The organism is Collimonas rhizosphaerae (assembly GCF_038896935.1).
Taxonomy (GTDB): Bacteria; Pseudomonadota; Gammaproteobacteria; order Burkholderiales; family Burkholderiaceae_D; genus Collimonas; species Collimonas rhizosphaerae.
Window position 1 is genome coordinate 126,761 of record NZ_JBANDC010000014.1, and the last position, 19,908, is coordinate 146,668.

Below are 19,908 nucleotides of genomic sequence, written 5' to 3' on the forward strand. Positions count from 1 at the left end.
ATGAAAGATATCAATATATTGTGCCCGGTCTATAATGAATCGGAGAATATACGTTTATTTATTTCAGAATTCGATAAAATTATATCGGGATATGCTGATAAATATAAATTTACGTTTTACTTCGCTGATAATTGTTCGACGGATGATACTCTTTCAATATTGAAGGAAATTTCCCAGTCTCGAAATGATGTTCGAGTTATTAGCTACGCAAAAAACTATGGTGTAATGAAGTCGATTTATACCGGGATATTAAATAGCAAATGTGATGCACTGGCGGTTTTTGACTGCGATTTGCAGGATCCACCTGAATTGTTGGCAAAATATATTGCGCTATGGGAATCCGGCTATTCTTTTGTCTATGGAGTGCGGGTATCGCGACAGGAAGTGTATTTGCTGACCTGGTTTAGGAAAATGTATAAAAAAATCGAAAGATTTGTTAATCCTAATCCAGTGAATGTTGAAAGCGGTGCATGGTTTCTTGATAATGAAATTATCGAAGTGATGAGGAAAAATAATAATTTTGATAGCTATCTTCCCGGATTGCTGTCGAGAGTAGCCTATAACTCGGTTGGCGTACCTTACGATAGGGTGGATAGGAAATTCGGGACTTCAAAATTTAATTTCTTTGCCTATTTTTCGTATGCGCGAGATGGCTTGCTAAGCGGCACCATTACTCCGTTGCGCATTTCTGTTTTTGTCGGCCTGGGTTTATTTTTGCTGTCTATGTTGTCTTCATTTTATTTTATTTTGGCTAAATTCTATTTGGGAATTCAATTTTCAAATGGCATTGCGGCGTTATTGATTCTGACATTGACATTGTTCAGTTTTAATTTTCTTATCCTAGGCATCTTTGGCGAGTACCTCGGCAGGATTTATCTGGCGCGAAGCAATCAGGATCCCGCTGTCATATTGTTTGATAGTGATAAGCAAAAAAAAGAAATTTGACACGGTTTTTCTGCAACCCGATTGCGACCAACTATAAAAGTTGAATTGTCAGATTCTATTAATTAAATTTATCTTTAGCCGATATTGAAAAAATTATGAAAGCAGTCATTCTTGCCGGCGGCCTGGGAACGCGCATCTCAGAGGAAACCAGTTCCCGTCCGAAACCCATGGTTGAAATTGGTGGTAAGCCCATCCTCTGGCATATCATGAAAATCTATTCGTCCCACGGGGTCAACGATTTCATTATTTGTTGCGGCTACAAGGGTTATGTCATCAAGGAATATTTCGCAAATTACTTTTTGCACATGTCTGATGTGACCTTTGACATGGCAAATAACGAGATGCAAGTTCACCACCAATATGCCGAACCGTGGAAAGTCACGCTTGTTGATACAGGCGATCAAACCATGACAGGTGGGCGCTTGGCTCGCGTCAAGCAGTACATCAAGGATGAAGATGCATTTTGTTTCACCTACGGTGACGGGCTAAGCGATGTTGATATTTCAAAGCTGATCGAGTTTCATCGGGTACACGGAAAAAATGCGACGCTGACGGCGACCTTGCCTCCTGGGCGTTTTGGTGCATTGGATATCCAGGCCGATCACAGGGTTTCTTCGTTTAATGAGAAGCCAAAAGGCGACGGAGGGGTGATCAACGGCGGATTCTTCGTCTTGTCACCGAAGGTGCTTGCGCTTATTGAGGACGATATGACGACCTGGGAAAAAGGTCCTTTGGAAGAACTCGCTACGACTGGCGAATTACTGGCTTACCAGCATGAAGGTTTTTGGCAGCCAATGGACACCCTGAGAGACAAGAATTATCTCGAAGAGCTTTGGGCTTCTGGGCGCGCTCCTTGGAAAGTTTGGGACTAGGCTGAACAATGAATCCTCAATTTTGGAATGGCAGGCGAGTATTTGTTACCGGCCACACAGGCTTCAAAGGTAGTTGGCTGTCGCTATGGCTGCAAGAGATGGGAGCTGAGGTTACCGGTTACGCTTTACCACCCCCAACTTCGCCAAGTCTGTTTAATGTCGCATTGATCGCAAATGGCATGACGTCGGTCATCGGGGACGTAAGAGACCAGGATGCATTGCTGCAAGCCTTGCAGCAAGCTCAGCCGGAAATCGTGATCCATATGGCTGCGCAGCCGCTGGTGCGGTATTCCTATGATAATCCGGTCGAAACGTACTCGACCAATGTCATGGGCGTGATTTACCTGCTCGAGGCTGTGCGGCGAACTGGTTCGGTACGCGCGGTTGTCAATGTCACGACAGACAAATGCTATGAAAACAAGGAGTGGCTCTGGGCTTACAGGGAAAACGAAGCAATGGGCGGCTACGATCCATACAGCAATAGCAAGGGCTGTTCGGAATTGGTTACGGCGGCGTATCGCAGCTCCTACTTCAATACGGACAAGTACAGGGAGCATGGGGTAGCACTAGCCACGGCGCGGGCAGGGAATGTCATTGGCGGCGGCGATTGGGCAGCGGATCGTTTGATCCCGGATATCATGCAGGCGATTGCGGACGGCACTGCTGTCAATATTCGTAGTCCACATGCCGTGCGTCCCTGGCAGCATGTGCTTGAACCGCTTTCAGGTTATCTGACGCTGGCTGAAAAGCTTGTTGAGAAAGGACCGGATTTTGCGCAAGCCTGGAATTTTGGTCCGCGCCAGGAAGATGCGCGGCCTGTCCAATGGATTGTCGAATATCTCACCAAGCTGTGGGGTGACGGTGCTTCATGGACCTTGGACCAAAATCCGCAGCCGCACGAAGCTACGTATTTGAAGCTGGATATAGCCAAGGCAGCTTCATTGATGAATTGGACGCCACGGTGGGATTTGGCGCACACGCTAGAGTCAATCGTGGCTTGGCAAAAATCGTATCAATCCGGCCACGACATGCGCCAGCTAACGCTAGAGCAAATAGCCTCCTATCAAAACAGTGCACATTAAACTAAGCCAAGAAATAAATATCATGACTAAAGAAGAACTACGACAACAAATATTGACACTCGTCCGCCAATACGGTGAGTTGGACAGCAAGGCCAAGCCTTTTTTCCCGGGCGTCACGCCAATTCCGCCATCGGGCAAGGTTGTGGGCGCCGAAGAGATGGAATTGATGACGGAAGCCGCTCTCGATTGCTGGCTGACGACAGGGCGTTTCAACGAGCAGTTTGAAAAAAAGCTCGCCGATTTTATCGGCGTGAAACATCTCATAACAGTGAATTCCGGCTCGTCAGCGAATCTGGTGGCATTTTCCACATTGACCTCTCCCAAACTCGGGGATCGTGCGATCAAGAAAGGGGATGAAGTCATTGGCGTTGCAGCCGGATTTCCAACTACAGTCAATCCGATTCTACAATTTGGCGCAGTACCAGTTTTTGTCGATGTCGAAAAAGGGAATCACAATATCGACGCGTCCAAAATCGAGGCCGCGATCAGTCCGAAGACCAAGGCAATCATGCTGGCGCACTCCCTTGGGAATCCCTTCAATCTAGAGGTGGTAACCGCCATCTGTAAAAAATACAATCTGTGGCTGGTAGAGGATTGTTGCGATGCGCTGGGATCCACTTACAACGGACAGATGGTGGGTACTTTCGGCGACATTGCCACATTGAGCTTCTATCCTGCGCACCACATTACTATGGGTGAGGGCGGCGCGGTTTTTACCAATAATTATGAACTGAAACAAATCGCGGAATCCTTTAGGGATTGGGGCCGGGATTGCTACTGCCCTCCAGGAAAAGACAATACCTGCGGCAAGCGGTTCTGCTGGAAATTGGGTAATTTACCGGAAGGTTACGACCACAAATACACCTATTCACACCTGGGTTACAACCTGAAAATTACAGACATGCAGGCCGCATGCGGATTGGCCCAGTTAGAAAAAGCACCTGCGTTCATTCAGGCGCGGAAAGAAAATTTCGCTTTCCTGAAAGAGCGCCTGCAATCATGTGAAGAATTTTTGCATTTGCCTGAGCCCACGCCTAATTCGGACCCATCGTGGTTCGGTTTCCCGATTACGTTAAAAGACAACGCTCCTGTCACACGTCTCGATCTCCTGACTTATCTGGACCAAAATAAAGTTGGAACGCGCCTGCTGTTCGCTGGCAACCTGACTCGTCAACCATATATGGTCGACGCAAAATATAGGGTTAGCGGCGATTTGACAAATACCGATGACGTAATGAACAACACCTTCTGGATTGGTGTGCAGCCAGCATTAACCAGGGAAATGCTGGAATATGCTGCGACGAAAATCGAAACTTATCTGGGATTGAACTTTGACTAAAGGGAACACCCGTATCCTGGTTACTGGCGCGAGTGGTTTCCTGGGTTCGAATATCACTCGCGCTTTGCTTGGGGCGGGCCATTCAGTCCGGGCGCTGCGGCGTATTGATTCTTCTATGGCGCGAGTCGCTGACATCGTGGACGATGTCGAGTGGCTCACGATTGACGAGAGTAGAGAAGATGAATTTTCTGCTTTTTTCGAAGGTGTCGACTGCGTGATCCACACGGCGGCGAGCTACGGCCGCAAAGGGGAAAGCGTGGTCGATATTGCCAAGGCAAATACGATATTTGGTCTGGACGTACTCAACGCTGCGCTGGAACGAAAGGTGAAAACCTTTATTAATGCAGATAGCGCACTGCCTAAAAATACCAAGCCCTACACATTGTCAAAAGCGCATTTTGCGGAATGGGGCAGGTATTTTGCAGAAAATTCGCAGATTCGTTTTATTAATATCCGGCTCGAGCATATGTATGGGCCTGGTGACGACTCTGTAAAGTTCACGAACTATGTCATTGATGCTTGTCTGTCGAATGTTCCGATATTGAATCTTACAGAGGGCAAGCAAGAGCGCGATTTCATTTATATCGACGATGTGGTTTCAGCTTATATGCTGTTGCTTCAGCGACTGACGTCCATGGATTTGTCATATTGCGACATTTCCTTAGGTTCGGGAGAGACAGTGTCAATCAGAGCGCTGGTGGAGACCATTCACCGAATTGCGAACTCCAAGACAAGTCTGGCTTTCGGTGCGACGAAGCTGAGTGCAAACGATGTCATGCATTCATGCGCAGATATTTCGTACATGAAAAGCCTTGGATGGCAACCTGAAATGCCATTGCATCAAGGTCTCCTCACTACCATAGAGTATGCCCGGCAAGGGCAATGACGATCGGCTCCTTCAGTTTGCAGGAGATCATCGCGTGTAGAAAATGCGGAAAGCATGCCGGCTGAATCATGCCCGAAGCAGGAGTGCGGCGAAAGGTGCTGCGTGGCGCCTAAATGAATTGAAGTTCTTTGACAGAAGAACTCGCGGAAAACCAAATGAAAATGGATATTTATGTTTGTTGCGACTCGCGGTGACATTGAGCAACCAGCGTGGAAGGCTTGGTTCTTTCTGGCCTCTGCCGTGCTGTTATTGGCTTGCGCAATCTATGGCACAGCAGCGGCTGGATGGTGGGGCGGGAAGGTCTGGCCAATACAGGCAAATCGAGATGCTTTTGCCATTTTGGCTGTCGGGAGTTTCCTGCTTTATTTTGCATCGCTGTACTTTGGCTTGCCAATTTGTGCCCTGCTGATCCTTCCGGTGGCCCTGTACATCGGCGTGAGCGGCTTGGCCCCGCTGGTGGCGGTGATCTGGATCTGGGCCTGTTCGGTGCTGATAGGGGCCGGCGTCACGGCACTCCTAGGGGATAAAGACAGTGCTACATGGACTCTAAGGAACGCAGCTGTCGGATTTGCGGTGATAGGGACATTGGTCGCGATGTTGGCGCATCTTCCCGTGAACATTCCTAGCCTTTATTTTGTTTTATTTTCATTGCTTGCAATTGTTGCTGCTTGGCGTCTCAAGCGGGTGGGGCGGTTCACTCGCCTGGCATGGCCTTCTTTCACCAGAACGCAGCGCCCCCTTGCGGAAAACCTTCTTGCTGCCATCACGCTGGTGGGCTTCACGCTCGTAATGGCGGTAACGACATTTCCCGAGTTGGGATATGACGCTCTTGCGTTCCATTTGAACATTCCGGCCAAAATGCTGGAAACGGGCATGTGGCGTTTTGACGTGAAGCAATACGTCTGGTCGGTCATGCCGTTTGGAGCGGACTGGTTATTGGTGCCACCCTATTTTTTGGCAGGCGAACAAGGCGCCCGTCTTTTAAATTCTTCGTTTCTGTTAGCCATAGTTCTGTACGGCTATCGCATGCTCGTCCCGAAGATCGGGCCGGCATTAGCAATGGCTGTGCCAGCGCTTTTGCTAACCTGGCCGATTTCATTCCTGGAGATGGGCTCCACCTTCATCGAGGCGCCCCTGGCCTTTTTCTTCCTGGTTTCCTTAGGTGAACTACAGACGTCTGATCGTGCCGGTGTTGCGAAGGGGCGGTGGATGGTGCTGGGCGCGATGGCCGGTTTTGCGTGCTCAATCAAACTGCTGGGAGTTTTAATTATTCCCTTTTTGCTGGTCGGCGCTTTGCTGCGGTCACGCGTGGGAAAATTCCAGCAACTGACCCCCGCGGCTTTTATCCTCGGATTTGCGGTCTTTCTGGTATTCGCGCTGCCTCCTTATGTGGTGGCGTACCTAAAGACAGGAAATCCCGTTTTTCCTTTCTATAACAGTGTGTTTCGCTCGCCGGATTTCATTGTAGGCAGCATGTTTGGCGATGGCAGCGATTTCAGCAACCCTTTTTATAAAAAAGCTGTCGACCTAAAATTGTTTTGGGACATGAGTATCCACTCAACCGGATTCGGTGAATTCCAATCCCCCGGAGCATTAGGCGTCGTATTACTGGTGCTTTTCCCGCTGTCGCTTCTGGTTGCAGCCAGCACTCGACGCTGGTGGGTACTGGCGACTCTTCTCGTCGCAACCGCATATGTGGTCCTTGTGTTCCGTAATCAGGCTTATCTTCGCTATGCGTTTCCAGTTTTTCCGTGGCTGGTGATATTCGGCGTATGGGCGTTGTCCCGGCTGAGGCACTCGCTTTTCTGCGGAACAGTCATAGTTTTGATTTTGTGTTTAATTAACCTGCTGCGTTTCCCAGTAGGGTTTTGGCCCTTGCAGCAATTCGACCTGAATTTATTGTGGAAAAGAGATGCAAATGCCGCACTTCTGTTGAGAAGCAAGCCTGAAGCCGTGGCTGGCCAGATTATTTCCAAGATGGGGAACCTCAAAGGAAAGAAGATCCTGATTGTAGGGCTTGACCCGGTTTACAGCAGTTTCCCTGACGGTACGTTCGCAGATGCCTGGCACTCATGGACCTACTATGCACCGTCATTAAAAGACCGGAGCATGCGGACCTCGATTGCCAGGATAGGGGCCGAGATTGTGGTGCATACAGTCGGCCGCGGATATTCGCGCGAAGCGGAATTGCTCGATATTACGACCGAACTGTTTCGGATCGGTGATGTACGCGTGGGACTTGTGAAGCCGGACGCGATTTATACGCAAGAGCATATCGTCAATGTAGAACTCGCGAACGGTGCACAAAACTGGCAACTTAACGGAGCAACGATTGAGGCCAAAGGGATCGCCGCATCTGAAAGCACGCCAATTACGCAAACTATTGAATTTAAATCAATAGACCTTTCGGTGCTTCAGCCGGACTTGGCGCGTTTGATTCGTCTCATACTGCCCACCACTGTGAATGTTGATCCGTTATCCCTGGAAATACAGACGACTTGTCCTGCTGGGCATTCTTTCCGTTCCACGATACGTTGGATGGGGCCAAGCCATAATCTCATCTCTGAAGATGTTATGGCGTATCCTTGCGGACCGGATTTTGGCAAATCCCAGCATGCCATTTTGAAGCCTGGAGCTGCTAGCAGCGCAACCATTTCAATCGCATCAACAGATCAGCGCCCAGTCACTTTCAATAGAATTTCTTTGCGCTCTACCGAGTAAAATGGATGATTGTTGAAAATGCAATAGGAATTTGTTTGCTGTTGGCACGGTCAAACTAGTTGGTATTTTTTGCCATCAGGATTATCTGGAGAGCCCTAGAGTGGGTATCTGGATATGATTTGTATTTTAGTAAATTGCTTAATGGCAATTTATTGCCATGCTGGCAGCTGTGTTTTCAGTAGATAATACGGCTATTCGCCATTTCGATAACCGTATGGAAAATGATTTCTGATTATTTAAAATGACACTATGAAAAAAAACGCAATCATTACCGGCATTACCGGCCAAGACGGTGCGTACTTAGCGCAACTTCTGCTCGAGAAAAACTACACTGTTTACGGCACATACCGCCGTACCAGTTCAGTCAATTTCTGGCGCATGGATGAGTTGGGTGTCACAACCCATCCTAACCTGCATCTGGTGGAATATGACCTTACGGATCTGGGTTCCACACTTGCTTTGGTCCAGAAAGTGCAGCCCGACGAAATCTACAATCTCGCGGCCCAGAGTTTCGTCGGCGTCAGTTTCGACCAGCCGACCACCACCGCGCAAATTACCGGAATCGGGGCGCTGAACTTGCTGGAAGCAATTCGCCTGGTCAACCGGAAGATCAAGTTTTACCAGGCTTCGACGTCCGAAATGTTCGGCAAGGTTCAGGCTATCCCGCAAGTCGAAGACACGCCTTTCTATCCGCGCAGCCCATATGGCGTCGCCAAGCTCTATGCGCACTGGATGACAGTCAATTATCGCGAGAGTTACGACATCTTCGGTTCCAGCGGCATCCTGTTCAATCATGAAAGCCCGTTGCGCGGACGCGAGTTCGTTACGCGCAAGATCACCGATTCGGTCGCCAAGATCAAGCTGGGCCAGCTGGATTGCGTGGAGCTGGGCAACCTGGATGCGAAACGCGACTGGGGCTTTGCCAAAGAATACGTGGAAGGCATGTGGCGCATGCTGCAGGCGGACCAGCCGGATACGTTCGTGCTGGCCACCAATCGCACTGAAACCGTGCGTGACTTTGTGAGCATGGCCTTCAAGGGAGCCGGCATCGTTGTCGATTTCAAGGGTACTGCCGAAAACGAAACCGCGGTCGATGTTGCCACGGGCAAAACGGTAATGAAGATCAATCCCAAGTTTTACCGGCCGGCCGAAGTGGAGTTGCTGATAGGCGACCCGGCCAAGGCCAAGGCCAAGCTTGGCTGGCAGCCGAAGACTACGCTGGAAGAACTTTGCGCGATGATGGTAGAAGCCGACTTGCGCCGTAATCGAGAAGGGTTTTCGTTTTGAGATTATTGCTTACCGGAGCTGATGGATTTACCGGGCGCCATTTTGCCGATAGCTCTAGCGCTGCCGGGCACCAGGTGACTGCGATCAGCTCTGATTTAAAAGACCGTGACGGCTTGAAGCAGGAAGTCCTGAAGGCTGCGCCGGAGGCGGTGATACACCTGGCTGCCATCAGCTTTGTCGGGCATGCCGACGCCAGCGCTTTCTATGACGTCAATGTCATCGGCACCCTGAACCTGCTGGATGCCTTGGCCGCGTTGCCGCAGCCTCCCCAGAAGATCCTATTGGCCAGCAGCGCCAATGTTTACGGGAATTGCGAGCAATCGCCCATTTCTGAGCAGCAGGCGCCTGCCCCGGTAAACCACTATGCGATGAGCAAGCTGGCCATGGAATACATGGCGAGGAACTACCTGGACAGATTGCCGCTGTTTTTCGTGCGGCCATTTAACTATACGGGCGCAGGGCAATCGGAGTCGTTCCTGATCCCCAAGCTGGTGGCGCACTTTGCACGGGCCGCGGCATTCGTCGAGCTGGGCAACCTGGATGTCGAGCGCGAGTTCAACGACGTGCGATTCGTCTGCGACGCCTATTTGAAGCTGTTGGACAAGGCCGTCCCGGGTGAGGTCTACAATGTCTGTTCAGGCAACCCGGTAACGCTTAAATCGGTGATCGAGCTGTTACGCAAAATTTCCGGGCACGAGCTGGAAGTCAGGGTAAACCCGGCTTTTGTACGTGCTAATGAAGTCCATCGTTTATGCGGCGTGCCGGCCAAGCTGGAAAAATGTGTCGGCGCATCGGTTCATCCATCGCTGGAAGAGACGTTGCAGTGGATGCTGAAAAATCAAACTTAAAGTAAAAGTCATGCTTATACCTGTCATCTTATGCGGCGGCGCCGGTTCCCGCCTCTGGCCAGTCTCCCGGGAAATGCATCCCAAGCCGTTTATCCGCCTGGAAAATGGCCAAAGCCTGCTGCAGAACGCCTGGTTGCGCGGAGCGAGTTTTGCGGATGTGACCGATATTCTCACCGTGACCAACCACGAGCTTTATTTCAAGGTTGAAAGCGAATATCGCGAAGTCGCCGGCAAGGCGCACAAGGATCTCGTCAACAGCTTTATCCTGGAGCCCTTCGGCCGCAATACCGCACCGGCGGTAGCCGCGGCGGCGATGCAGATAGCCGCGGCCCATGGCGAGGATGCATTGATGCTGGTACTGGCCGCGGATCATCTGATCGCAGACCAGGCAGCTTTTGCCGAGGCAGTGTCGACCGCGATGCAGCTGGCGCGGCAAGGCAAGCTGGTCACTTTCGGCATTACCCCGGAAGCGCCTGAAACGGGATTCGGCTACATAGAGGCCAGCGGCAATACCGTGCTGCGCTTCGTTGAAAAACCGACCTTCGAAAAAGCGCAAGAGTACGTCGCGTCCGGCTCTTACCTGTGGAATTCCGGCATGTTCTGCTTTTCCGCGGGGACTTTGCTGAAAGAGATGGCGCTGCATTGCCCGGAGATTGTGGAAACTACGCGCGTTTGCCTGCAGCAGGCTAGCAGGGCCGAGAACAAGGGCGCCGCCAAGATTGAATTGTCCGCGGACGATTTCTCCCAGGTCCCGGATGATTCCATCGACTATGCTGTCATGGAGAAGTCGAAAAACGTTGCGGTTGTCCAATGCAGTATCGGATGGAGCGATATCGGATCGTGGCGCGCCCTTGGCGACCTGATCAGCCCGGATGACGAGGGTAACCGCATCGAAGGCAATGTCATGATCCACGATGTGAGCAACACGCATATCCAAAGCCATGAACGCATGACCGGCGTTGTCGGCGTGGACAACCTGATTATCGTTGATACGCCTGATGCGTTGCTGGTGGTCGATCGCAGCCGTGCGCAGGATGTAAAGCATCTCTATGCGCAGTTGAAATCGCAAGGCCATGACACGCATAAAGTCCATCGTACGGTGCATCGTCCGTGGGGGACGTATACGGTCCTGGAAGAAGGGCCGCGTTTCAAGATCAAGCGTATCGTGGTCAAGCCGGCGGGCCGCCTGAGTTTGCAGATGCATCATCACCGCAGCGAGCACTGGATTGTGGTGAGCGGCATGGCAAGGGTTGTCAACGGCGACAACGAATTGTTTGTCAATTCGAATGAATCTACCTATATCCCTGCAGGTAACAAGCACCGCCTTGAAAATCCTGGGGTTGTCGATCTGGTCATGATCGAGGTGCAAAGCGGCGATTATCTGGGCGAGGACGATATCGTTCGATTTGACGACGTATACGGCAGGAAATAGTTCTTTTAAGTCAATCGTCAGCCGTATTTTTGATGGGCCGGGATTTTGCCCGGCGCCAGCATATTCTTGATATTTTTCAGCCGAGACAGATAGTGACTCCATGCAATTAGTTGTTGCTGTGATGTTGTAAATCTGTAAATCTATCAATCTGACTTTTGTCCGTCGAGATCGTTAAGAACCGAACGGGGCCTGGAAAACTGAATTGGTCAACGCCTCGCGAAGAAAGCAGAGCCGCTTGATGGAAACATGGCACGGATTGAATGGAGGCATTGGCCCATTGAAGACTTTGATTGGTCAACCAACTGATGGTGGAATACGATGATGGCGCGTAAGGATGCACTTACATGCGGAATAGCGCTCTGTACTTTTAATGGCTTGTCTTATCTGGACGAGCAGTTGACTAGTCTTTTGGCGCAGGATCGGCAGCCCGACCGGGTTGTGATCTATGACGACGGTTCAAATGACGGTACATGGGAATTTATAACAGAATGGGCGCAACGAGCGCCTTTATCTGTTTCAGTCCACCAGCAGTCAGAGCGCGTAGGGTATGTGCGCAATTTTGAAGCGGCCGTACAAGCATTGGATACGGATCTGATTTTCTTGTGCGACCAGGATGATGTCTGGCTGCCGCACAAGATTGCCTTGATGGCGCAGGCATTTGAGGATCAGCCAGACCTGCTCTTGTTGCATACCAATGCCAAGCTGGTTGATGCCAATGCCGAAGACCTTGGGATTTCCTTGTTTGACGCGCTCGAATTGTCGGAACTCGAACATGCCGCTGTATTGACGGGAAATGCACTGCAAGTACTATGTCGACGCAATCTGGTCACCGGAGCCACGGCTGCTTTTCGTCGTCGCTTGCTGGATATTGCCCTGCCGTTCCCGGCAGCTTTGGTACACGATGAATGGCTCGGACTTGTTGCGGCCGCTTATGGCCGGATTAGCTTGCTTGATGCGGCGACGATTCTTTATCGGCAGCATGCAAATAATGCGCTTGGCATGCCGTTGGAAAAATCAAAGCCCGGAGGTTTGACCCCGAGGGGGGACTTTCATGCAAAATTTGCAGTGCGGGTCGCGGAGCTGGTGAGTCTGCTGTCAGAATTGACGCCGGCCGGCGCCGTTGAGCCTCCTCCAATACTGCAGGAAATGAAGACGCATATCGAATTTCGAGCAAATTTACCTGTTGAAAACGTGAAACGGGTGGCAAGCGTTTTGTCAGAGTGGAAAAGCGGCCGTTATGGCATTTTTTCCAATGGCTTCCGCAGCGTGTTGCGAGACATCGCGAATTATTGAGATTTAAACTACCGAGTCTTTGGCCGCAAGCGGCGATCCTGTCCGATGTCTCATCAGAGGTGGCGTAATGCCGGCCGCTTGGCGCTGAGCCGATCACAACCCTCGATTGATCAATGGCGATGGCGCTTTTGTGCCAATGCTTCTCTCGTGCTGCTAAATGCTTGTCAAATGGCGGCCCTGACAAGTAATCATCTTTTTTGGAAAACTGGATTGCCTGGAACTGGCTAATTGATTATTGACCGATTATGGCAAACGTTGTTTCTATCACCGTAGCGTATCAGCCGGATCCGGATTTGCTGGAGCAGCAGCTGCGCGCACTTGCATCACAAGTGAATATGATCGTGGTGGTGGATAACGGCAGCGATAATGTGTCCGACTGGCATTCGCGCATTGCGGCCGGCGCCCGCGTTTTGCGGCTTGCCGGCAACGTCGGCATAGCCGCAGCCCAGAATGCCGGCATCCGCTTTGCGCAGGAGGCCGGCGCCAGCCATGTGCTGTTGATGGATCACGACAGCATCCCGGAACCAGGCATGGTTGATGCTTTACTGGCTGCCGAATCGCGGTTTTTGTCAAAAGGTGTCAATGTTGCGGCGCTTGGCCCGGTGCGCATCGATCGCCGTACCGGATCGTTGTCCGGATTTGTCAGGCAGCAGGGCGCAAAAATCGGGTGGGTGACCTGTGCCGCTGCCGTGGATGGATTGGTCGAGGCAGATTTCTTGATCGCCTCCGGAAGCTTGATACCTGTTGCCGCATTGGACGTGGTTGGCTTGATGAATGAAGGCTATTTCATCGACCACGTGGATACGGAGTGGTGTTTGCGGGCGCGCGACAAGGGACTGGCGATTGTCGGCGTATGCGCCGCAAGGCTCAGCCACCGCCTTGGCGACAGCGTAGTGCGTGTCTGGGTAGGGTATTGGCGTGAAGTGCCTCTGAATTCGCCAGTGCGTAATTATTATATGTTTCGCAATACCGTGCTGATGATGCGGTTCGCGCCCATGCCTTGGGTATGGCGGCGAACCCATGTGTTTCGCTTGCTGCAGTATGTCGTCTTTTCCTCTATCGCCGTTGCGCCGCGCTGGAAGCGGATCGGCTTGATGGCGAAGGGTGTCTGGCACGGATTGAACGGGCGTACCGGTCCCTTGACCGTATTGATTGATCGAACAACAACCGATGGTGATGCAGTATGAAGCAGGGCGATGAAGATAAGCTGACATGCGGAGTGGCGTTATGTACCTATAACGGGCGCGCTTATCTGGCTGAGCAGTTGGCTAGTCTTCTGGCACAGGAACGCCGGCCGGATCAGGTTGTGATCTATGATGACGGCTCGGCAGACGGCAGTTGGGAGTTTGTGCAGGAATGGGCGCAGGAAGCGCCGTTGCCGGTTACGGTGCACCGGCATCCGGAACGCGTAGGTTATATCAAGAATTTTGAAGCTGCGGTGCAGCTGCTTGATACTGACCTGATTTTCCTGTGCGACCAGGATGATATCTGGCTGCCGAATAAAATTGCATTGATGGCAAATGAATTTGAAAAGCATCCGGACCTGTTTTTGTTGCACACCAACGCCAAGCTGGTCAACGCCGCTGCCCAGGATTTGGGCGTTTCCTTGTTCGAGGCGCTGCGGTTGTCGGAAAGTGAGCGCCAGGCCGTGCTGGCGGGAAACGCGCTTGAAATATTATGCCGGCGCAACCTGGTTACTGGCGCCACGGCAGCCTTTCGTCGCCGTTTGCTGGATATTGCCTTGCCGTTCCCGGCTTCCCTGGTGCACGATGAGTGGCTGGCCATCGTCGCCGCGGCACATGGGCGCATGAGCTTGCTCGATGCGCCTACGATTCTTTACCGCCAGCATGCGAATAACGCGCTTGGGATGCCGTTGTCGAAATGGCGGATATGGGCCTTGCTGAGTGCGCCGCCGGGCCAGTTTCATAAACGCTATGCGGCACGGCAAGGAGAATTGATGAAGCAGCTGACAAAATTGTCCGCGATGAATGCCGCCAAAGCGCCTTCATTTTTGCCTGAAATGAAAAAACATGTGGAATTCCGCTCGAATCTCCCCTCGGGTAATTTGAAACGAATTGCAAGCATTTTCTCGGAATGGAAGAGCGGCCGTTATCATGTGTTTTCAAATGGCATTCGCAGCGTGGCGCGGGATATTGTTAATCGCTAGGATGTATTCATGATAATTCCAATGGCAGGAAAGTTATAATTCCAAGACTGAGGGTGATATTCCCTCTTTTCGCTTATATATAACTATATTAAATAATTAATGATGACTCCCAGATTTTCAATTTCGATCGTTAGCCATGGTCATGGAAAATATATCGAGAGATTGATTGGAGATCTGGTGCGTTTGAACCGGCCAGACATCGAGGTAATCCTCACGTTGAATTTGCCGGAATCTTTCGCTTTCGATTTCTCCGCAATGCCATTTGATTTGAGGGTCATAAAAAATGACCGGATCAAGGGATTTGCCTCGAATCACAACGATGCTTTTTCCATCAGCAAGGGAGAGAATTTTGTTATCTTGAATCCCGATATCAAATTGGGTACAGATCCGTTTGATGTCATGCTGTCGGTAATCAAAGAGAATCCCAACTGTATTTGCGCGCCGCTGATTGTAAATAAAAATAACAAAATCGAAGACAGCGCCCGTAATTTTCCCAGTCCGGTTTTATTGGGGAAAAGGCTGTTGAGCCGAGTCTTTCATTTTTCCTTGCCGATGGAAGTGCTGGTTGTCAAAGGGGACGTCATCATGCCCGATTGGGTGGCCGGCATGTTCATGGTTATTCCGCGCGAGATTTATAAGCATCTGCATGGCCTGAGCGAGCGGTACCATATGTATTTCGAGGATGTCGACCTATGTGCGAGGGCGCGCCTGGCCGGCTACCAGGTGCTGGTGAACCAGCGCGTGAGCGTGATCCATGAGGCGCAACGCGATAGCCACCGCAAATTGCAGTACCTGTCCTGGCATGTCCAAAGTGCGATGAAGTTCTTTACCTCCAGCGCTTATCTGAAGATCAGCGCGAATCGCTTGCTGGCCAATATGTCCAGGAAATAAATCTGATGCCGGCCATGACGTGCGGGCGTTTCATACGGGTTCACATTATCTGGCGGGCATGCTTGCGCTGAATGCGAAAACAGCGCGCAAGTGTCGCCGGAACTGTGAAAAATTTCTGAATCATGTAGTTTGTGGAGTGCCATAATGGCCCTCGTTTGACATATCGGCGCTCTCTGGAATGACCTCTTTTCTCATCAGTTTCGTTATCTCATTTCTGGCAACGATGGTCGTATTGCGGTTGGCGCACCATGGCCATGTCCCGCTAGACCATGATCTCACCGGCGTCCAGAAATTCCATGCCCGGATCGTGCCGCGCATCGGCGGTTTGCCGCTGTTCATTGCCTCGATATCGGCCGGGGCCATTACGTATTATCGCGATGCGCCCATAGGAATCCTGATATTGCTTTTGATGGCTTCGTCTGCCGTGGCGTTTCTTGCCGGCCTGGTAGAAGACCTGACAGGCAAGGTGCGGGCGATGCATCGTTTGCTGCTGACCATGGTTTCGGCTGCTGTCGGTATTTACCTGTTGAACGCGGTTGTCGTGCGCGTCGATGTCTCCTGGCTGGACACGCTCATGAAATATCGCTGGGTGACTATTCCGCTGACCATCGTCCTGGTGGCCGGGATAGCCAATGCGGTCAACCTGATCGACGGCTTTAACGGACTGGCGAGCGTCGTCACCATGTTCATGCTGTTTTCGCTTGGCTACGTTGCGTGGCAGGTCAATGATGTCTTTGTGATGACTGCCGCACTTGTGATCGGGGGGGCCATTGCCGGTTTCCTGTTATGGAACTATCCTTTCGGCCTCATCTTTCTCGGCGACGGCGGCGCTTATTTCATCGGCTTCATGTTGGCAGAACTGGCGATATTGCTGGTGGCGCGCAACCCGCAGATATCCGCATGGTATCCGGCTTTGCTATTGGTCTATCCTGCGTTCGAGACAGTATTTTCCATTTATCGGCGGCTCCTGGTCCGGCGGACCTCGCCTGGCATGCCCGATGGGATACACCTGCACAGCCTGATTTTCCGTCGCGTCGTGCGTTGGGCGGTCGGCTATCGCGACGCTCGCATGATTACCCGCAGCAACTCACTGACCTCGCCCTATTTATGGGCCCTCTCGCTGATGGCAGTGGTGCCGGCAACGTTGTTCTGGCGCCATCCCTGGATGTTGCTGAGTTTTTTCCTGATATTCGTACTGTCGTATGTCTGGTTATACCTTCGCATTGTGCGTTTCAAGGTGCCAGGCTGGATGGCGATCAAGCGGCGCCACAAGAAGTAGAAGGTGAATGCCCTTCATCGCCTGCTCTCGCAAACATCGGGTTTTGTTTGTTTCGGGATTGACGGTAGAGGATGTATAGGAACCGCCATATTTTCAAAGTGGCGCCGGTAACGGCCACGACGCAGCTGCAGGTTCTGGCTCTTGAATATGGTTTTTAAAGAGATTGCCATGTTGCGATTTTTTATCTTCAACCTGTTGGGAAATATCATCCCGATGCCGATCGCATTGATCTGCGTCCCCGTGATCTCTCATCACGCCGGCGTCGACCGCCTGGGAGCCTTGGGCGTCGTATGGGCTTTGGTCGGCTACTTCAGTTTTCTCGATTTCGGCTTGAGCCGCGTGGTTACGCGTCGCATCGCCCATGCGATTGAGAACGGGCGCCTGTTCGACGAGTTGTCCGAGTTGCGCAGCTTCTTCCTGTGGTGGGCGATCCCGGTGATGCTGGTGATCGCCCTGATATTGCTGATTGCCGGCTCAACCATCGGCCATATCTGGTCTGAAGGCCAGATCGCCATGGAAATCGACAGCGTATGGAGCTGGATTGCCTGGTGCGTGCCGATTACCCTGGCGACCAACTGGTTTCGGGGCATGCTTGAAGGCATGCAGCAATTTGGCCGCTTGAATGTGCTGCGGGTTGTCTTCGGCAGCTGGAACTATGCGGCGCCGGCAATCATCGTGCTCTGGTATCCCAATCTGCAAGCAATGGTCATCAGCATTGTGCTGGGACGGATATTGGCGTTGGCCGCGCATGTACTCGCCTGTGTTGTTGTCGAACGCCAGATTGTCTTTGGCCCCACCCCTCGGAAAACCGGTTCGCTCAGGCTTTTTTTCCGTGAGGGAGGGTGGATGACCGTGTCGAACGTTATCAGCCCCTTGATGGTGTACTTCGACCGATTCCTGCTGGCCTCCATGGTGCCGGCGCGGGCAATTGCCTGGTACGTGGTTTCGCTTGAGCTGATGATGCGCACCAGCGTGATACCCGGAGCGCTCGCAAGCGTGCTGTTCCCGAAATTCTCGAAAGTGCATGGCGCCTCGGAAAGCGGCGCCGAGGCATATTTATACGAGCGCGGCATTCGTATCATCGCTTCCATCATGCTGCCGGTATGCGCCATCGCAGTGATCCTGTCGTATGAAGGCATGAAATTGTGGATGGGCGAATCATTTGCATTAAACAGCTATCGGATAATAGAGATTATTGCCGTTGGGATATTCGTCAATTCGGTGGCGCATTTCCCGTTTGCCTGGGTGCAGGGAACAGGACGTTCACATTTGACTGCACGCCTTCATCTGGCAGAACTGCCGCTGTATATGGCTGGCCTGTATTTTGCCGCCATCAATTGGGGAATCCTCGGCGCTGCATGGATGTGGACGATACGCGTATCCCTGGATTGCATTGCTCTTTTGTGGATGGGACCATCGGCAGCGCGGCGCAAGATTTTTCCTTTTGTCTGTTTGGGAGCGGGATTCCTGCTGTTTATTGGTTTCCTGGATGGAATAAACCTGTCGATGACGCAGCACGCAGTGCTGGGAACAATATGGATAATGATCGCTTGCGGCATTTCCTGGTTTGTATTTCTTCCTCAAAGCGATCGTAAGGTATTGGTTAAATTAAGCTGGTCAATTACAAAAATTTTCGGTTAATCGCAAACTTTATATACGCTGATCGATCTCATCTAATTGCAATGCAGAGCGCAGCGTTGCAATCAGCTCCAGACTGTATATCTTTCCACGTATGTCGTACAATTTTCAGAAATGTAAATTAATAAAGGAATTTTCATGAATTTATCCAGTATGTCGGTAGCCGAACTGCGTGCGTTGCAGGAACAGATAACGCAGGAAATTAAGGCTAAGGCCCAGGCAGAATTGGTAAAGGCACGCGAAGAAATCCTGGCAATTGCTCAAAATGCAGGTATTTCCTTGAAAGATTTATTGGATTCACAATCGAATGCAAAAAATCGCGCCCCGAAAACAAAAGTGGCGGTACGCTACCGCCATCCGGCAAACAGTTCGCTGCAATGGACCGGCCGGGGCCGTCAGCCAAAATGGGTCCAGGAATGGGTTGCCGCCGGAAAAACCCTGGATGACCTGCGGGTATAAACCTCTAAAGCTGTCATAAAACGCCATAGAAAAATATTCCGGGAGTTATTCATTCCCGGATAGGTTTTCGTTCGTCAAGCGTGAGGGATTGCCGGTATATGATTACCGGCAATTGAGGCGATGGTTACCGATGATCAAATCCAATTTGATTGGATTTGATCAAATTTGATTAGCCAGGAAATCCGCTTAGATATTCATGCTGGCATTCACATCTTACTTAGAAACCATGCTCCCAATCTCAAAATCGATATTCAAGGCCTACGACATCCGCGGCATCGTGGGTAAAACGCTGGACGCCGGCATCGCGCGCCAGATCGGCCAGGCTTTCGGCGCCGCCGCCATGGCCAAGGGTGAAAAAACCGTCATTATCGGCCGCGACGGCCGCTTGTCCGGCCCGGAACTCGCTGCCGCCCTGGCGATCGGCCTGCAAGATGCCGGCGTGGACGTGATCGACCTGGGCCTGGTCGCGACGCCTATGGTGTATTTTGCGACCCATGTGCTGGGCGCGCAGTCCGGCATCATGGTCACCGGTAGCCACAATCCTCCCGACTACAACGGCTTCAAGATGGTGCTGGCGGGCGAGGCGATATACGGCGACACGATCCAGCAGCTGTATCAGGCCATTGCAAACGGCGACACCAAGGCCACCGTTTCGGCGCCGACCGGCAGTTACCGCCAGCACGATATCAAGGATGCCTATCTGCAGCGCATCGTCAGCGACACCAGGCTGGCGCGGCCGATGAAGATCGTGGTCGATTGCGGCAACGGC

At 51.6% G+C, this 19,908-nt stretch carries 17 protein-coding genes; all 17 read left to right on the forward strand.

Features of this window, described 5'->3' with window-relative positions:
• Positions 1 to 945, forward strand: a complete 945-nt coding sequence (locus V8G57_RS18965) for a glycosyltransferase (protein ID WP_342830670.1) — start codon at positions 1 to 3, stop codon at positions 943 to 945.
• A 95-nt stretch (positions 946 to 1,040) separates the two neighbouring features.
• The gene (gene rfbF / locus V8G57_RS18970; RefSeq protein ID WP_342830671.1) at positions 1,041 to 1,817 is read left to right on the forward strand and encodes a glucose-1-phosphate cytidylyltransferase; all 777 of its coding nucleotides are present in this window, start codon (positions 1,041 to 1,043) and stop codon (positions 1,815 to 1,817) included.
• A gap of 8 nt (positions 1,818 to 1,825) precedes the next feature.
• Positions 1,826 to 2,899, forward strand: coding sequence for a CDP-glucose 4,6-dehydratase (rfbG, locus tag V8G57_RS18975; RefSeq protein ID WP_342830672.1), 1,074 nt, complete (start codon positions 1,826 to 1,828; stop codon positions 2,897 to 2,899).
• 22 nt (positions 2,900 to 2,921) lie between these two features.
• A complete protein-coding gene (gene rfbH, locus V8G57_RS18980; RefSeq protein WP_342830673.1) occupies positions 2,922 to 4,238 on the forward strand; it encodes a lipopolysaccharide biosynthesis protein RfbH in 1,317 nt (438 codons plus the stop codon).
• A complete protein-coding gene (locus V8G57_RS18985; RefSeq protein WP_342830674.1) occupies positions 4,231 to 5,124 on the forward strand; it encodes an NAD-dependent epimerase/dehydratase family protein in 894 nt (297 codons plus the stop codon). The genes rfbH and V8G57_RS18985 overlap by 8 nt, the downstream gene beginning before the upstream one ends.
• A 171-nt stretch (positions 5,125 to 5,295) precedes the next feature.
• Positions 5,296 to 7,845 carry an ArnT family glycosyltransferase gene (locus V8G57_RS18990; RefSeq protein WP_342830676.1) on the forward strand — a complete coding sequence of 850 codons (2,550 nt, stop codon included), beginning with the start codon at positions 5,296 to 5,298 and terminating at the stop codon, positions 7,843 to 7,845.
• A 249-nt stretch (positions 7,846 to 8,094) separates the two neighbouring features.
• A complete protein-coding gene (gene gmd / locus V8G57_RS18995; protein WP_342830677.1) occupies positions 8,095 to 9,132 on the forward strand; it encodes a GDP-mannose 4,6-dehydratase in 1,038 nt (345 codons plus the stop codon).
• A complete protein-coding gene (locus V8G57_RS19000) occupies positions 9,129 to 9,980 on the forward strand; it encodes a GDP-mannose 4,6-dehydratase (protein ID WP_342830678.1) in 852 nt (283 codons plus the stop codon). Before gmd ends, V8G57_RS19000 begins: the two co-directional genes overlap by 4 nt.
• Before the next feature lie 10 nt (positions 9,981 to 9,990).
• The gene (locus tag V8G57_RS19005) at positions 9,991 to 11,412 is read left to right on the forward strand and encodes a mannose-1-phosphate guanylyltransferase/mannose-6-phosphate isomerase (RefSeq protein ID WP_342830679.1); all 1,422 of its coding nucleotides are present in this window, start codon (positions 9,991 to 9,993) and stop codon (positions 11,410 to 11,412) included.
• A 318-nt stretch (positions 11,413 to 11,730) separates the two neighbouring features.
• The gene (locus V8G57_RS19010; RefSeq protein WP_342830680.1) at positions 11,731 to 12,705 is read left to right on the forward strand and encodes a glycosyltransferase family 2 protein; all 975 of its coding nucleotides are present in this window, start codon (positions 11,731 to 11,733) and stop codon (positions 12,703 to 12,705) included.
• 245 nt (positions 12,706 to 12,950) lie between these two features.
• Positions 12,951 to 13,892, forward strand: coding sequence for a glycosyltransferase family 2 protein (locus tag V8G57_RS19015; RefSeq protein ID WP_342830681.1), 942 nt, complete (start codon positions 12,951 to 12,953; stop codon positions 13,890 to 13,892).
• On the forward strand, positions 13,889 to 14,872 hold the full coding sequence (locus tag V8G57_RS19020; RefSeq protein WP_342830683.1) for a glycosyltransferase family 2 protein: 984 nt from the start codon (positions 13,889 to 13,891) through the stop codon (positions 14,870 to 14,872). Before V8G57_RS19015 ends, V8G57_RS19020 begins: the two co-directional genes overlap by 4 nt.
• Positions 14,873 to 14,971: 99 nt before the next feature.
• Positions 14,972 to 15,763 carry a glycosyltransferase gene (locus V8G57_RS19025; protein ID WP_342830684.1) on the forward strand — a complete coding sequence of 264 codons (792 nt, stop codon included), beginning with the start codon at positions 14,972 to 14,974 and terminating at the stop codon, positions 15,761 to 15,763.
• Between the two features lie 178 nt (positions 15,764 to 15,941).
• Entirely contained in the window at positions 15,942 to 17,042 is a 1,101-nt protein-coding gene (locus V8G57_RS19030; protein WP_092396742.1) for an MraY family glycosyltransferase, read from the forward strand.
• 168 nt (positions 17,043 to 17,210) lie between these two features.
• Positions 17,211 to 18,683 (forward strand): flippase, encoded by a 1,473-nt coding sequence (locus tag V8G57_RS19035; RefSeq protein WP_342830685.1) that lies wholly within the window; start codon positions 17,211 to 17,213, stop codon positions 18,681 to 18,683.
• Between the two features lie 135 nt (positions 18,684 to 18,818).
• Positions 18,819 to 19,139: an H-NS histone family protein gene (locus V8G57_RS19040; RefSeq protein WP_092396746.1), complete on the forward strand. Its 321-nt coding sequence runs from the start codon at positions 18,819 to 18,821 to the stop codon at positions 19,137 to 19,139.
• Positions 19,140 to 19,365: 226 nt separating this feature from the next.
• On the forward strand, positions 19,366 to 19,908 hold a 543-nt coding region (locus tag V8G57_RS19045; protein ID WP_484038981.1), incomplete at its 3' end, for a phosphohexomutase domain-containing protein.

Excerpts from the sequence above, each read along its gene's own strand:
- V8G57_RS18965 (WP_342830670.1), top strand. The coding sequence starts at position 1 with ATGAAAGATATCAATATATTGTGCCCGGTCTATAATGAATCGGAGAAT.
- rfbF (WP_342830671.1), top strand. The coding sequence starts at position 1,041 with ATGAAAGCAGTCATTCTTGCCGGCGGCCTGGGAACGCGCATCTCAGAG.
- rfbG (WP_342830672.1), top strand. The coding sequence starts at position 1,826 with ATGAATCCTCAATTTTGGAATGGCAGGCGAGTATTTGTTACCGGCCAC.
- rfbH (WP_342830673.1), top strand. The coding sequence starts at position 2,922 with ATGACTAAAGAAGAACTACGACAACAAATATTGACACTCGTCCGCCAA.
- V8G57_RS18990 (WP_342830676.1), top strand. The coding sequence starts at position 5,296 with ATGTTTGTTGCGACTCGCGGTGACATTGAGCAACCAGCGTGGAAGGCT.
- gmd (WP_342830677.1), top strand. The coding sequence starts at position 8,095 with ATGAAAAAAAACGCAATCATTACCGGCATTACCGGCCAAGACGGTGCG.
- V8G57_RS19005 (WP_342830679.1), top strand. The coding sequence starts at position 9,991 with ATGCTTATACCTGTCATCTTATGCGGCGGCGCCGGTTCCCGCCTCTGG.
- V8G57_RS19010 (WP_342830680.1), top strand. The coding sequence starts at position 11,731 with ATGATGGCGCGTAAGGATGCACTTACATGCGGAATAGCGCTCTGTACT.
- V8G57_RS19015 (WP_342830681.1), top strand. The coding sequence starts at position 12,951 with ATGGCAAACGTTGTTTCTATCACCGTAGCGTATCAGCCGGATCCGGAT.
- V8G57_RS19020 (WP_342830683.1), top strand. The coding sequence starts at position 13,889 with ATGAAGCAGGGCGATGAAGATAAGCTGACATGCGGAGTGGCGTTATGT.
- V8G57_RS19025 (WP_342830684.1), top strand. The coding sequence starts at position 14,972 with ATGATGACTCCCAGATTTTCAATTTCGATCGTTAGCCATGGTCATGGA.
- V8G57_RS19030 (WP_092396742.1), top strand. The coding sequence starts at position 15,942 with ATGACCTCTTTTCTCATCAGTTTCGTTATCTCATTTCTGGCAACGATG.
- V8G57_RS19035 (WP_342830685.1), top strand. The coding sequence starts at position 17,211 with ATGTTGCGATTTTTTATCTTCAACCTGTTGGGAAATATCATCCCGATG.
- V8G57_RS19040 (WP_092396746.1), top strand. The coding sequence starts at position 18,819 with ATGAATTTATCCAGTATGTCGGTAGCCGAACTGCGTGCGTTGCAGGAA.